At 45.0% G+C, this 13,002-nt stretch carries 16 protein-coding genes; 2 read left to right on the plus strand and 14 right to left on the minus strand.

Annotation, left to right across the window (positions count from 1 at the left end; genetic code table 11):
• The 7 genes from NCCP2222_RS04760 to NCCP2222_RS04790 form a co-directional block, all read right to left on the minus strand.
• Positions 1-484: extracellular solute-binding protein (locus NCCP2222_RS04760; RefSeq protein WP_248510094.1), on the minus strand; the 484-nt coding region annotated here is incomplete at its 3' end.
• 274 nt (positions 485-758) lie between these two features.
• On the minus strand, positions 759-1,955 hold the full coding sequence (locus NCCP2222_RS04765) for a class I SAM-dependent rRNA methyltransferase (protein ID WP_248510096.1): 1,197 nt from the start codon (positions 1,953-1,955) through the stop codon (positions 759-761).
• A gap of 98 nt (positions 1,956-2,053) precedes the next feature.
• Positions 2,054-2,647, minus strand: a complete 594-nt coding sequence (locus NCCP2222_RS04770; RefSeq protein ID WP_248510099.1) for a hypothetical protein — start codon at positions 2,645-2,647, stop codon at positions 2,054-2,056.
• Positions 2,648-2,874: 227 nt separating this feature from the next.
• On the minus strand, positions 2,875-3,123 hold the full coding sequence (locus NCCP2222_RS04775) for a hypothetical protein (protein WP_248510104.1): 249 nt from the start codon (positions 3,121-3,123) through the stop codon (positions 2,875-2,877).
• Positions 3,124-3,242: 119 nt separating this feature from the next.
• A complete protein-coding gene (locus NCCP2222_RS04780; protein WP_248510105.1) occupies positions 3,243-3,968 on the minus strand; it encodes a MerR family transcriptional regulator in 726 nt (241 codons plus the stop codon).
• Between the two features lie 64 nt (positions 3,969-4,032).
• Positions 4,033-4,587, minus strand: a complete 555-nt coding sequence (locus NCCP2222_RS04785; RefSeq protein ID WP_248510106.1) for a GNAT family N-acetyltransferase — start codon at positions 4,585-4,587, stop codon at positions 4,033-4,035.
• Between the two features lie 30 nt (positions 4,588-4,617).
• On the minus strand, positions 4,618-5,037 hold the full coding sequence (locus NCCP2222_RS04790; RefSeq protein WP_248510107.1) for a GyrI-like domain-containing protein: 420 nt from the start codon (positions 5,035-5,037) through the stop codon (positions 4,618-4,620).
• 120 nt (positions 5,038-5,157) lie between these two features.
• Between NCCP2222_RS04790 and NCCP2222_RS04795 the strand changes: the two genes are divergently transcribed.
• On the plus strand, positions 5,158-5,481 hold the full coding sequence (locus tag NCCP2222_RS04795) for a YbjQ family protein (protein WP_248510109.1): 324 nt from the start codon (positions 5,158-5,160) through the stop codon (positions 5,479-5,481).
• A gap of 62 nt (positions 5,482-5,543) precedes the next feature.
• Here the strand turns inward: NCCP2222_RS04795 and NCCP2222_RS04800 are convergent, their stop codons facing one another.
• The 3 genes from NCCP2222_RS04800 to NCCP2222_RS04810 are packed head-to-tail and all read right to left on the minus strand — an operon-like array spanning position 5,544 to position 7,729.
• A complete protein-coding gene (locus NCCP2222_RS04800) occupies positions 5,544-6,287 on the minus strand; it encodes a MerR family transcriptional regulator (RefSeq protein ID WP_248510111.1) in 744 nt (247 codons plus the stop codon).
• A 36-nt stretch (positions 6,288-6,323) separates the two neighbouring features.
• The gene (locus NCCP2222_RS04805; RefSeq protein ID WP_248510114.1) at positions 6,324-6,818 is read right to left on the minus strand and encodes a GNAT family N-acetyltransferase; all 495 of its coding nucleotides are present in this window, start codon (positions 6,816-6,818) and stop codon (positions 6,324-6,326) included.
• 26 nt (positions 6,819-6,844) lie between these two features.
• Positions 6,845-7,729, minus strand: coding sequence for a DMT family transporter (locus NCCP2222_RS04810; protein WP_248510117.1), 885 nt, complete (start codon positions 7,727-7,729; stop codon positions 6,845-6,847).
• Positions 7,730-7,866: 137 nt separating this feature from the next.
• Between NCCP2222_RS04810 and NCCP2222_RS04815 the strand changes: the two genes are divergently transcribed.
• The gene (locus NCCP2222_RS04815; RefSeq protein WP_248510119.1) at positions 7,867-8,613 is read left to right on the plus strand and encodes a DUF3888 domain-containing protein; all 747 of its coding nucleotides are present in this window, start codon (positions 7,867-7,869) and stop codon (positions 8,611-8,613) included.
• A gap of 71 nt (positions 8,614-8,684) precedes the next feature.
• Here NCCP2222_RS04815 and NCCP2222_RS04820 read toward each other — a convergent pair whose 3' ends face one another.
• From NCCP2222_RS04820 to NCCP2222_RS04835, 4 genes are all read right to left on the minus strand, one after another.
• Positions 8,685-10,139, minus strand: coding sequence for a carbon starvation CstA family protein (locus NCCP2222_RS04820; protein WP_248510121.1), 1,455 nt, complete (start codon positions 10,137-10,139; stop codon positions 8,685-8,687).
• Positions 10,140-10,270: 131 nt separating this feature from the next.
• Positions 10,271-10,999 carry a LytR/AlgR family response regulator transcription factor gene (locus NCCP2222_RS04825; protein WP_248510122.1) on the minus strand — a complete coding sequence of 243 codons (729 nt, stop codon included), beginning with the start codon at positions 10,997-10,999 and terminating at the stop codon, positions 10,271-10,273.
• Positions 10,996-12,735, minus strand: a complete 1,740-nt coding sequence (locus tag NCCP2222_RS04830) for a sensor histidine kinase (protein ID WP_248510123.1) — start codon at positions 12,733-12,735, stop codon at positions 10,996-10,998. The genes NCCP2222_RS04825 and NCCP2222_RS04830 overlap by 4 nt, the downstream gene beginning before the upstream one ends.
• 157 nt (positions 12,736-12,892) lie before the next feature.
• Positions 12,893-13,002 (minus strand): hypothetical protein (locus NCCP2222_RS04835; RefSeq protein WP_248510851.1); only part of this gene is annotated, 110 nt, incomplete at its 5' end.

Raw genomic sequence — 13,002 nt, forward strand, 5'->3', positions numbered from 1 at the left:
AAAGGATCGGTGTACTGCGTAAATATGGCAGTCCATGGATTTTCCCATCCACGTACGAGTTGCCCATCAACCCTGGATTAAAGTCATTCAACATAATATCCGAATCCCGCTCGATGAAAGGCGTCAAATCTTCCGTCATGCCAGAGCGTGCAAACACACCAATGGAAGCAATCTCATTCAATGTCACTTCAGGCGCATTTTTCGCAGCAAATGCCGCTTGTGTCTTCGAATGCAGATCGGCATAATTTCCTTGGAACTCTGCTTTTACCAGCACTTTATCTTGCGAATCATTAAACATCTTGACGAGGTTTTCATTGTTTTCACCGATTTTATCCCCGAATGCATACCAATATGTGATCTCTGTCCTGCCACTATCCGCCGACACTTTGTGTTCCGAACTTGCCTTGTCTTCCTTTTTGTCTCCACAAGCGCCAAGCACCATCATCAGCGCCAGCAATCCAAGCATTCTACAAATGGTTTTCAAATTGTTCCCTCCAGTTGATTGATTGGTAGTTTTTGAATGAACAAGCTGCAAACGGGTTTCATCTTTACAGTCAACCCCACCTCCATGGCTTGCCTCCCTACAGCCCATATTCTACGGTCCAATTGTTAAGCCCATATCCTCCCTATGTTAAGGTTTCGTAAGTTTCGGAAATTAGTAGATTGTTCTCATGTGCGTTTTCACTTACAGCCTCCCATATTCCCCCCTCTCTATGAGCACAAAAAAACCACCCCCTCTCGGAGATGGTTTTCATACCTTATTTCAACTTCTGCAAAATAACGACTTTTAAGTAATTGAACTCAGGAAAGTCCCGGTTCGCGCGGAAATCTTTCGGGAGCGAGGATTCTTCCAAAATCTTATACGTAGATCCTGATTCGCTGAATGCCTTCTCAATGAATGTTTTAAACTTCTTCATGCCAAAGCTTGCATTGTTTGTTGAAGCGACAATGATACCCTTTTTCGCAGTAATTGCGATGGCATCCTGCAACAGGGCCGGGTAATCTTTCGCTGTGCTGAATGTGTGTTTCTTCGAGCGGGCGAAGCTCGGCGGATCTAATACGACAAGATCGAATTTCAATTCATGGCGCTTTGCATAACGGAAATAGTCGAACACATCCATTACTTTAATGTCCTGTTGTTCATAATCAATTCCATTCACGCTAAATTGCTCAATTGTTTTCGGCAAGCTCCGCTTTGCTAAGTCGACGCTCGTTGTCTTGACTGCACCGCCAAGTGCCGCTGCAACGGAAAATGCTCCTGTATAGGAGAATGTATTCAAAACATTTTTACCTTCTGCATAGTTTTCACGAATTGATTTTCGGACATCACGCTGATCCAAGAAAATTCCGGTCATCGCCCCGTCATTCAAGTCCACAGCAAAGTTCATGCCGTTTTCTTTGACGATAATTGGAAAATCGCCCGGGGTTCCTTTTACGAAATCGTCCTGTTCAACGTATTGGCCCTTTTCGTCAAAGCGTTTCTTTTCGTAAATCGCCTTATATTCCACAAGCTTATCCAGCACGCCATATACGTGGTGTTTCATTGAGTAAATGCCCTCGCTGTACCAGCTGACTACGTAATAACCGTCGAAGTAATCAATTGTCAGGCCGCCGATTCCGTCCCCTTCTCCATTAAAAAGGCGAAACGCATTCGTCTCAGAATCTTCCATAAACGAGTCACGCCTTGCAAAAGCGGACTTCATGCGCGATTCGAAAAACGTAAAGTCGATCGGCTCTTCGTCCTTCCGGGTCAACACCCAGCCGACACCTTTATTTTGATTGCCATAATAGCCTTTTGCGATAAACTTACCGTACTTGTCCACTAGACGGATAATCGTTCCTTCTTCTTTTAAGACCTCCGGCTGGACTACGGCATCCTTCAAGATCAGTGGATAGCCTTTTTTAAAAGCTGCCGTACTTTGTGCGTTTACTTGTACATCTATTGTTTTTGTCATCGTGTCATCCTTTAATTTTCATTTCTTCCCATTATCGCACGGATTCGCACAAAATGCGAAAACGAAAAAAGCCTCCCCTTTGACAAGAAGAAGCTCCTCTATGCAAGCAGCCGGAACGCCAGGCTTTTCAGCAGCCCAATCCGGATCGGAGCCTCCACCGGCCCCCTTGTGATATTCAAATAATGTTGCAGCTCGCCTTCGTACACCAATTCCAAATGGGGCATATCCACCAGGTGATGTGGCATTGTCAAAGATGGTGTCGTGCCAAGACGGTGATTCTCACTCTCCTGCATGACAGTTGCGACAAATTGCGAACAGAAGAAAGCGCGTTTCCGCCTGATTTCCTTGTTCAAGGCTACACCAAACAAACCGATAAAATTATATTTATACATTTTTTGATTTAACTCAAACATCCGGACCTTCTGCCTGATCCGCATGTAAGCCTCCGTCGAGACCTCACAACGATAGATAGCGCAATCAGCGTCCCGGAATATGCCGTCTGTTACGTTCTCTCTTACAAAACCGCCGATAAACGGATTGTACTGCTGCTTCCGGCCAAAGCTGTATATGTCAGTCAAATGTTCATCAAATGCGATCGAGGCGTGGTTCAAGTCCTTCCTCGTGTACATGCCGATCGCTTTGGAGAGCAACGTTCCTGTATCCGTCAATACGATATATATGGATTTCCCCATAATCCCAACCCCTAACTCGTCTATCTCTCTACCAGTATGCACCAACTATTTGGGAAGCTAAACCGTCTATCGGCGGAAATTCTCTACAACTCCGGACGTAGTTGCATGCCGTTTGTTTATCTATTCTATTATACGTTTTGCAGGTGGAAGAAGTTTCATCTATCGGAAGAGTTTCGCTTAACGAACTAATCTTGGAGGGGATAAAAAAACGCAGAACTTGGCTGCGTTTAAAATTCATACCGATCAATATTCATAATAGGGGAGCGGCAACGATAAGCATGGATGATTACATCTTTGTGCACCTTTACATATTTGGCTGCATCAGTAGGCGAATAAATGAGGAGATCTCCCTCATCTATCGGCGGTCCGCTATGCGCTTCATCGACAACAATAATAGCGTGATTCCCTTCAGCCTGAAGCCGCTTAATAATTTTTTCATTTCCAATCGTTCTTCCCAAGATCAAATGGATTGACACCTTTTCCCCCGCCCCTTTCCTATGACACTATCCATATCGTAGTACATCCGCTACTATTTGTCGATTGCCAAAATGCTTCTATTGAAAAAAGCACTGCCTAAGCGGCAATGCCCGTTCTGTTAGGACTGGCGGTCCGCATACACTTTCATCGCATCGCGCATGAAAATAGCCAAACCCGTACCAAATCTATCAATATTTTTTGTAAACCGTTCATCTGCTACATACATTTCACCCAATCCTGCAAATGCCTCCGGCGAATAATGTCCCATCCGGTTCAGGAAGTGAAACCATTCCCCGATCGCCTCTTGCGCTTCTTGAGATGCCGGATCGACAGTCCGCAATTCGGCAAGCTTGGTGTAAATCCGATTCATCCTATCCTGCAATTCATCTTCCGCACCTGCAATCCGTTCATTTGCCTGATTTACCGCGTCATCTCCCCATCGGTCACGCGCTTCCTGTTCATAAGGATTCGTTTTGAAATCAAATCCTCGGAACTTCTCTTCATTCGTCATTTTGATTTCTCCTTTCTCTGCCCGCAGCGTCTTGTCAATCGTCGCAATCATGGCATCCAGCTGGCCGCGCTTCGCCACTAGCATCTCACGTTGCAGTTCAAATGCTTCCAGCCGGTCAAAAGATGGACGGTCGAGCAATTCCTTTATCTTCTTTAAAGGGAAACCTAGCTCACGGAAAAAAAGAATTTGCTGGAGCGTCGCCACATTATCATCCGAATACAGTCGATACCCGGCATCCGTCATGTCCTCCGGAACGAGCAGGCCAATGTCGTCGTAATGATGCAGCGTACGCACACTGACCCCCGAGAGTTCTGCTACTTCTTTCACTTTCAATTTCCGTCGCCTCCCTTCCTTGTTTACAATAAAGTATGACGTTACGTAAGAGTCAATAGAGAAATCACTCTTTATTGTGATACCACTTTAAAAATGTCTCTTTTTCAATGACATTCAGAATACAAGCTTCTCCTACTTGCGCTTCCAAGTTCATATGGTCTTCAGGATATTCCTTTTCCACATGACACTTGATATAAGGGAGTTTCTCTTGCGCCCTTTGTGAGCGCCCATTTTTCTGTTTCGCTCCTGCAAAAACAATATCTAAGTCAAGGTCCGTGAAGGCAGTATATAATATCTTCCGCTTAGCTGCTTCGTTGAATCCTTTTCCCCAGTAAGGATATCCAATCCACGTACCGAGATGGCCTGTCTTCTTGACTGGATTTAATTCTTTTAGTGTAATCACGCCTATGACGTTTTCCTGATCGTCCAATATGACTCTCGAATATTGCTTTCCCTCGTTTTCCTGCTCCTGAATAAACGTAATAAACCCTTCCGTCCCCTCTCTGGATGTCTGCTCCGCACTGAGCCCTAATGCATCCCGTATTTCGGGAGCAGACGACAGCGTTGAGATCGCTTCAGCGTACTTCAATTGATGTGGCGCGAGTACAATCGTAACCATCTGAATCCCTCCATCTTTCTTCAGAAACTTTTACTCAATCGGAACCCAAACTTCCGTTTCATACGGTTTTGACGGATCGGGATGAATGTACCGCTCAAACCCATAGCTATAACGCATTTCAACATCCGGTGTTTGCATCAGTGTATCGAACATGGCCGGAATCATCTCGATTCCCCCTTCTACCGTTCCAACGATGAAGCGGCCGCCAGGCACTGTAAGGCTTGTCAGGCCTTCTACACCTTCCGTCCATTCGGACTTAACACCTGCCAGGTAATGAAATTCTGTGCCGTTGATAGCCATCGTAATGCCAAATGAATCATCTGCCGCTATCCCTTTTTCACACAACATAGCATTCACCTTGTCCCACAAGGCAGGGATCTCTTCGACTGACCCCTTTACTTCAAATCCCGATACAGTAAATCCTTCAATTGTTTCAATCCTTTTATCCATTTTCCAATCCCCCTTTTTCTTTACTATACGGGAGGTAGTTTGGGAATTTCAATAAATTTCTTAATTATGGAACTTCCGTTATACTAGAGACGTAAAGAAGAAGACAAAGGAGGAATGAATTTGTTACAGACAACAACAAATGTATTGCAAGGTAAAACGATTGTAGCTTATCACGGAATTGTATCTGGCGAGGCGATCATGGGAGCGAATATCGTCCGGGATTTGTTCGCTTCTGTCACGGATATCGTCGGAGGACGCAGCGCCGCCTATGAGGATAAACTTGCGGAAGGACGTCAAATCGCTTTGAACGAAATGGAGGAACGCGCCAGGAAATTAGGGGCCAACGCCATTATCGGCATTGATTTGGATTTTGAAACGGTTCGCGAAGGCATGATGATGTGTATTGCAACTGGAACGGCAGTGACGTATCAGGACGGAGAATAATAAATAGGATAAGCAGCTTCTATACGGACTGCTTATCCCTTACTATTATTCATTGCTAGTAATCACTCAATTGGCATCCAAATTTCAATAACATCCTCCGTTGCCCCGACTGGGTGGACGTATCGCTCAAAATCATAGCAATCCCGCAGCTGAATATCTTCCATCTGAATAATTGCATCGTACGTTGCCGGAATTCCCGGAATGCCGCCTTCGACCTTTGCCACAATGAATCGGCCTGCCGGTATGACGACTTCATCTGATCCCGGCAACTCTTGTGCCAAGTCTGCTTTCAATCCGGCGATGTAGTGGATCGTATCGCCTTCCATCTTTAGACAAACGCCGAACGATTCTTCAGCCACTACCTCATGCTGTTTAATGTCCTCATTCAAAATGGCCCATTTCGCCGGAATATCCGATACAGGTCCGATCACCTGATATCCTTTCACTGTAAATCCGCCACTTTCCACAATACGTGTTTCCATTTGTTCGTCCCCCTTTGTCAGTTTCCGTTCAATCGCTTCCATCGTTCCTTGCAACTCTTGAATTTCCAATTCAATTTGCTGTCTTCTCTCGCGTAATAACGAGTCCATTTGATCATCCCCTTCCCGTAAAATGTCGGCCAAGGAAACACCAAAACTCCTCAACGTTCGAATACGGACAAGCTGTTGCTGCTCGTGCTGCGAATAAAAGCGGTAGCCCGAATCGGGATTGACAAATGCCGGTTGGATGAGCCCAATGTCCTCGTAATGTTTAATCGTCTTCACTGTCACCCCTACGAGCTTAGCTGTTTTTCCAATCGACAGCATACACACCCTCCTTTTATTCCACTCTAAACCTGTCTGTTAGGGACGAGTCAATTCGTTTCCGAAAATATTTTTCTCTAAATCGTACGTATAAATCACTTCTGCATACTCGTTTTCTTTTTTTGCGCTAGTAAAGCCGAACTTCTCATATAGAAGGATGGCATGCATATTGTCTTTTTCGACTGTCAAGGAAACTAGGCAACATACGGGATGCCGCTCTTTTATAAACTTCACGATTTGTAGTAGCGCTTGCTTTCCATATCCCTTGCCTTGGTGCCTCTTATCGATTTGAAATCCGCCAATCCAATAATTGTCCTTGCTGTCAGGTGTGTAGGAAAGATAAAAAACACCAATGATTGTTTTATCTACTAAAAGAACATATGGATCCAACGCTTCATCCCAAGGCTTCAAATAAGCAAACGCCAAACATTCCGCGACCGATGGAACGAACGACTTCTGGCTATCATAAACCCCGATTGCCATCGCCTCTTCCCAATTTCTTTTCGTAAGCGGCTCAATTTTAATAGTCGTCAAATTCCTCGTCCCCTTTTCCAATGCCTCTACCCGACAGTCCGTTTCATTTTCCTTTTCGTCAAAAAGGCTAGCTTCGTTTCCGATAAGATAATAGCAGCTAAAATCAAAATCGCACCGATTCCCATGCGAAGTGTTAGGATCTCACCGAGTAGAATAACGGAAAACACCATGCCCCAGAACGATTCAGTTGATAAGATAATGGCGGCTTTCGTTTCTGAAATAAATTTCTGGGCAACCGTTTGTAATAAAAACGCGATTGTCGTTGAAAATATACCTAAATACAACAACGACGTGAGAGCTTCCGGCTGCATGTCAAACGATGTTTCTCCTCTTGACAATACAACGACGAAACCAATAATGGCTGCTGTCCCCATTTGCACAATCGTCAAGTGGATGGCATCTTCCTTCTTCACAAATTGGGATGTGTAAAAGATATGGAACGCAAACCCAATTGCGCAACATAAGGAAAGAAAATCGCCGATATTGATATCCGCTGACAGTTGCAGGGATAGCACAGCCACCCCAAGCATTGCCAAAACGGCGCCGCCCACTTCAAATAAATCGAGCTTCCTTTTATAAATCAACAGACCGATAAACGGAACGATGACCACGTTAACTGCTGTTAGAAATGCATTTTTAGATGGTGTCGTGTACTGCAAGCCGACTGTTTGCAAGGCGAATGCAATGTAGAGGAACACACCTAAAACGGCCCCTTTCCAGAGGACGCTCTTCGAAATCTTTTTCAACTTGGGGAGAAACACAATCCCTAAAATAATGACACCAATTAAAAACCGTCCTGCCAGTATTTGATAAGGGGTATATGATTCCAGTGCCATGGCGCTCCCTACGAACCCGCTTCCCCATATAATCGCTGTCAATAAAAGCCCTATTTCACCTATATACTTTTTCATCGAATCCCCCGCCAATTTTTTGAATAAAACCATTATATCGCATTACAACAATCAAAAAAGCATATGTTCGAAAGTTGTGCATTGTTTTGCTTTCATGGGAAATCCTAATAACAACACCACTTAGGAGGAAATCCTCAATGAAAAAGACATACATGATGTTAGTACTGGCCGGAATGCTTTTATTGGCACTCCCTCAGACATTGAAAGCGAACCAGAAAATCGAGTCCCAGACGATTCAGGATGCGTTTCTCACCACACTAGCCCCCTCGATTTCAGAAGGAATCATCCAACAATATGGTTACTTAAAATCATACCGGCTGAATGATGCTTCGATCGTAAGCATGAAACGCAATCAAAAAGAAGGTTTCGATTTTACTGTAATTGTGGAAATCAAAACCTTTGAAAACGCTGATAATCCACCATACGGCAACGAGAAGATGACGTTTCAAATTCAAACGGACGGTGTTGCATTGGTTGAAGTGGAACATGAAGGAGATGAAGAAGAAAGGAAGGTCAATGAGTTTTACAAAGATGTTTTAATGGATATTACCCACTCCTTTCATCTGAACGTCTTGCCGTTCGAAAAATACACGTACCCTCAGTTGCAATACCAGGCTGAACAAAATAATGATTTCAATACACTGCAAGCCATCGTAGATGACATCGTCATTACGATTTTAAATCCCGGCATACAGCCTCCGAATAAAAATGTCATCCTGCCTGTAACCTATTTGAAAGAGACGGAAGGATACATCGTCTTTAAGAAATCCGATGGCACCAATATGCTATATGTACTGAAAAACGAGAATGGCCAGTGGCAGATCGTTGATAAGAAGAGCGCAAAAGGTAAGAAAATGAAGGCGGATCTGCTGTGGTATATGTAAGGAACACGTTTTTGTTAACACACTAGAAAGAGGCAGGCGCTGTTGGACAACGCCTGCCTCTTTTTAAATGATTACTGTGTTGCACCTTTCCAGTTCGAAATGTCTTCCTCTAGTGGAATCTGTGCTCTTCTAGCCCGAATGGCTGCTGCAAAGAACAGTGCGACAATGAAGAAAGAAATGACACCTGCGCCAATGTATGCCACGTTCATCGGCAAGCCGAACCCAATGCTAGCGTTCAAAATATAAGTGTTTGTTGCCATGAGCATAAACGTCCCTGGAATAAGAGCAACCCAATAATTCTTGCCTGCAATAAACAAGTACATAGCTCCAACAAACAAAGCGATAACAGCAGTCGATTGGTTTGCCCATGAGAAGTAACGCCATAAGATATTAAAATCTACTTGTGTTAAAGCGATAGAAATCACAAACATCGGAACTGCAATCCATAGACGGCTCGTCATTTTCACTTGCGATATTTTAAAATAGTCCGCAATGATCATCCGCGCGCTTCGGAATGCTGTATCTCCTGAAGTAATCGGCAACACGATCACGCCTAGAACTGCCAGCGTACCACCAATTGCACCTAACATCAGGGTAGACGCTTCGCTGACGATCAAGCCAGGTCCGCCTGCCGCCAACATTTCGTTCAACCCATTATAACCATTGAACAAGGACATGCCTGCTGCCGCCCAAATCATCGCAATAATCGCTTCCGCAATCATCATGCCGTAAAAAATCTTGCGTCCTTGGCCTTCCTTTTGTGTCGTCCGAGAGATAATCGGTGATTGTGTCGCATGGAAACCAGACAACGCACCGCAAGAAATTGTCAAAAACAATAATGGGAAAATCGGCAAATTATCAGGATGCAAATTCGCAAGTGTTAATTCTGGAATTTCAACGCCCTTAATAATCATCATTCCACCGACTCCGACAGCACTAATGATAAGCAAAGCGCCAAAAATCGGATAAAGCCTTCCAATAATCTTATCTACCGGAAGTAGCGTAGCTAAAATATAATACGCGAAAATTAACGTAACGATAATCCCCATTGCCATCCAGCCATTCATCAGCGAGTACAGCAATCCGGCAGGAGCCGAAACGAACACGGTACCTACTAGAACTAACAAAAGAATAGCAAATGCATTAACAACGTGCTTCATGAACCCGCCGAGGAACTTCCCTGCCAGTTCCGGCAAATGCGCACCCCGGTTACGGATAGAAATCATTCCAGTCAAATAATCATGGACGGCTCCAGCAAAAATTGCGCCAAAGACGATCCAGATAAAAGCGACCGGCCCGTACAGTGCACCCATGATCGGGCCAAAGATCGGGCCGACCCCTGCAATGTTCAATAATTGAATGAGCGAGTTCTTTTTCGTGCTCATCGGAACATAATCGACTCCATCTGCGCTCGTATACGCCGGTGTCGCACGGTCTTCCTTCACGCCGAACATTTTCTCGATAAACTTACCGTACGTGAAATAACCGACAATCAATAATAAAATACCAAATAAAAACGTCATCATACCTATCTTCCCCTTCCCCAAATGATAGCGGTTTCATTCAGTGTAGAGGAAATCTTCCTACAATAGGACATATTTTCATAAGATGCTTTGAATCCAGCTCGACATGCCAGATTGGCAGATTATCATGTATTTCAGGTTAGTTCCAGACGATGCCGCAAATCCCGGACATAATTGCGGCTCACCGATAATTTCTCGGCACGCCCCTCGACTTCCAGTTGGTATGCCCCATTAAACCATGGCGTCAAACGCCGTACATGAAGCAGATTGACAAGATATCCTTTATGAATTCTAAAGAAGGAGTAGGAGGACAACCGGCTCTCCAGCTCCTTGAGCGTCATCCTCACATCATATTCCTTCTGTGTTGTGATGATCTTCGTCAATTTCTCATCACGGAACATGTATAAGATATCTTGAATTGGAATGTAATCGATTTCTCCATCGAGTTCAATGGCCAGCTTCCCCAACCGCAAATCAGGACTCTCTTTTGGCATCAGCTTCTCTTGAATGCGGATAATCGTTTGTGTCACTTGTTCTTCCTCATACGGCTTCAATAAATAATCTACAGCGTTAATCCGGAAAGCTTCCGCCGCGAACTGAGGATACGCCGTCGCGAATACAACAAGCGGCACTTTTTTCAATCCAAGCAACGCCTTAGCCGCTTCCATTCCGGACATTTTTGGCATTTCCACATCCAAGAACAGAACGTCCGGCTGGAGCTGAATCGCTTTCATGATCGCCGCTTCTCCAGAATCCGCCTCCCCCACAATTTGGATGAATGCATGTTTCCCGAGTAAATATGCGAGCTCCTCGCGCGCATACCGCTCATCATCAACTACAACAACACGAATCGTCCGGTTCATACGGCCACCCCCATCTTCGGTATTTGAAATGAAATTTCCGTCCCTTTATCTTTTTCACTTCCGATATGCAGTGCAGACTGATTGCCAAACGTCATGAGCAATCGGCGGTTGACATTGTAGAGCCCCATGCCGGTACCCGAATCAGATTCCATCTTTTCCGCACCAAGCAGCACTCGTCTCTCCTCCGTGATCCCCTTGCCGTTATCCTGCACGATAATATCTATGGCATCGCCGACATCCCGGATGATCAACCGCACTACACTATTTCGCTCCATATCCCGGATTCCATGTTTTATCGCATTTTCCACGAGCGGCTGCAAGGTGAGCGGCGGCACCGTTTCTTGCAGGACGGCTGGATCCACATCAATGTGGACTTGCAGTTTGTCGATAAAACGCGCTTCCTCTATTTCCAAATACGCTTTCACATGAGCCAGCTCCTGTTCCAGCGTTACCTTTTCCATCGTGGTCCCCATCAAGTTTTGACGAAGAAAATAGGATAACGATGTGAGCAGGCGTCTTGCTTCATCCGGATTTGTCCGGATAAGAGACACAATAATATTCATGGAATTAAATAAGAAATGTGGACTAATTTGCGCTTGCAACGCTTTGATTTCCGCTTCCTTCGCAAGCTGGTATGCCCGATCCGCCTCCGCAATGGCGAGCTGGTTGCTTAGCAGGGCGCTGAGTCCCGATATCAGTTCGATGCTTACATCCGTAATGGCTTTCGCCGAAGGATAATACAGCTTCAACGTACCGACTGTCTCATCGCGCAATTTTAGTGGTGCAATGACAGCCGCCCCAAGCGGACAATCTTCCCTCACACAATGAATGGACATTTCATCTGCCACGACAAGCTGCCCATGCCGGAGCACTTCCTTTGTAATATGCGTCTGCAATGGACTGTCCGTCTGATGATGGTCATCGGCAATTCCTACATGCGCCATGATTTCCGTTCGATTTGTCATCGCCACTGCACTCGGCTGCAGTTCTCGGAACAAAATATTGCAAACCGCCAATGCCGTCTCCGAATTCATCCCTTTTCGCAAATGTCCCACGGTTTGATCGGCAATCCGCAATGTTTTCTGCGCTTGCATGGCTGTCGCCTTCTCCTGATCTCCAATGACATTGTAAACAATCAGCATGAACAAAGCCGTCCCGATACCGTTCGCCAGGATCATCGGCAATCCAATCGTTTGTACGAGTGACAGCGCTTTCTCAAATGGGTCTGATATTAATAAAATCAAAACCATCTGGATCGTTTCTGCAAACGCGCCAATAGCGAAAGCAGCGACTGGTTTTGTATGCTTGCCGCGCTTATAAAACGCACTGGCAAGCAAGCCGGAAATAATGGTAGACACTCCGCAGGAAATCGCAGTGAACCCGCCAAGTGACATCCGGTGTATGCCCGCAATCAAACCGGCCCCAACTCCTAATCGGTATCCCCCTAAAAGCCCTGCAACGACAATTCCAATAACCCGAGAATTGGCGATGGCCTCGTCCATCGTCAATTCAATAGAAACGCTATTGAAATGCAACGTTTGCGTATTGAAAGCGACACCAAAATAGGTGCCGATAATGCCAAAAAAACCGAAAAACAGGATGGCAGTCATCTCTTGTTTCCGGTCCAATCGATCTTGGTGCACCATATTTTTAAAAAACCGGAAACGTGTTAAGATGAACGCCACCGCCACAATAGTGCCGACCCGTTCCAACATAATGACCAGTAAATCTAACACGTTCATTCCCCCAGCAGTCCATTCGTTTGTACACCATTATACGTTACCACTGCTCCGTTATAAATCATTATTTTCAGTAAACTAGTGAAAGGGATATCTCTATCCTTTCAATAAAAAGAAGCCGTTCACCTCAAAATGAGGTGGCGGCTTCTTCGGATTATTTTAGTTGGAGATCAACTTGGTCCCGATTTTTCAATTGAGTCATCTGGAACGGGTTCAACAACCGATCCAGTTCTTCATTCGTTAACACCTCGTAATGAAGGCATA

This window comes from Sporosarcina sp. NCCP-2222 (assembly GCF_023168145.1).
Taxonomy (GTDB): domain Bacteria; phylum Bacillota; class Bacilli; order Bacillales_A; family Planococcaceae; genus Sporosarcina.

Coding starts and splice junctions, on each gene's coding strand:
- NCCP2222_RS04765 (WP_248510096.1), bottom strand. CDS start 1,955: ATGACAAAAACAATAGATGTACAAGTAAACGCACAAAGTACGGCAGCT.
- NCCP2222_RS04770 (WP_248510099.1), bottom strand. CDS start 2,647: ATGGGGAAATCCATATATATCGTATTGACGGATACAGGAACGTTGCTC.
- NCCP2222_RS04785 (WP_248510106.1), bottom strand. CDS start 4,587: ATGGTTACGATTGTACTCGCGCCACATCAATTGAAGTACGCTGAAGCG.
- NCCP2222_RS04790 (WP_248510107.1), bottom strand. CDS start 5,037: ATGGATAAAAGGATTGAAACAATTGAAGGATTTACTGTATCGGGATTT.
- NCCP2222_RS04800 (WP_248510111.1), bottom strand. CDS start 6,287: ATGCTGTCGATTGGAAAAACAGCTAAGCTCGTAGGGGTGACAGTGAAG.
- NCCP2222_RS04810 (WP_248510117.1), bottom strand. CDS start 7,729: ATGAAAAAGTATATAGGTGAAATAGGGCTTTTATTGACAGCGATTATA.
- NCCP2222_RS04815 (WP_248510119.1), top strand. CDS start 7,867: ATGAAAAAGACATACATGATGTTAGTACTGGCCGGAATGCTTTTATTG.
- NCCP2222_RS04820 (WP_248510121.1), bottom strand. CDS start 10,139: ATGATGACGTTTTTATTTGGTATTTTATTATTGATTGTCGGTTATTTC.
- NCCP2222_RS04825 (WP_248510122.1), bottom strand. CDS start 10,999: ATGAACCGGACGATTCGTGTTGTTGTAGTTGATGATGAGCGGTATGCG.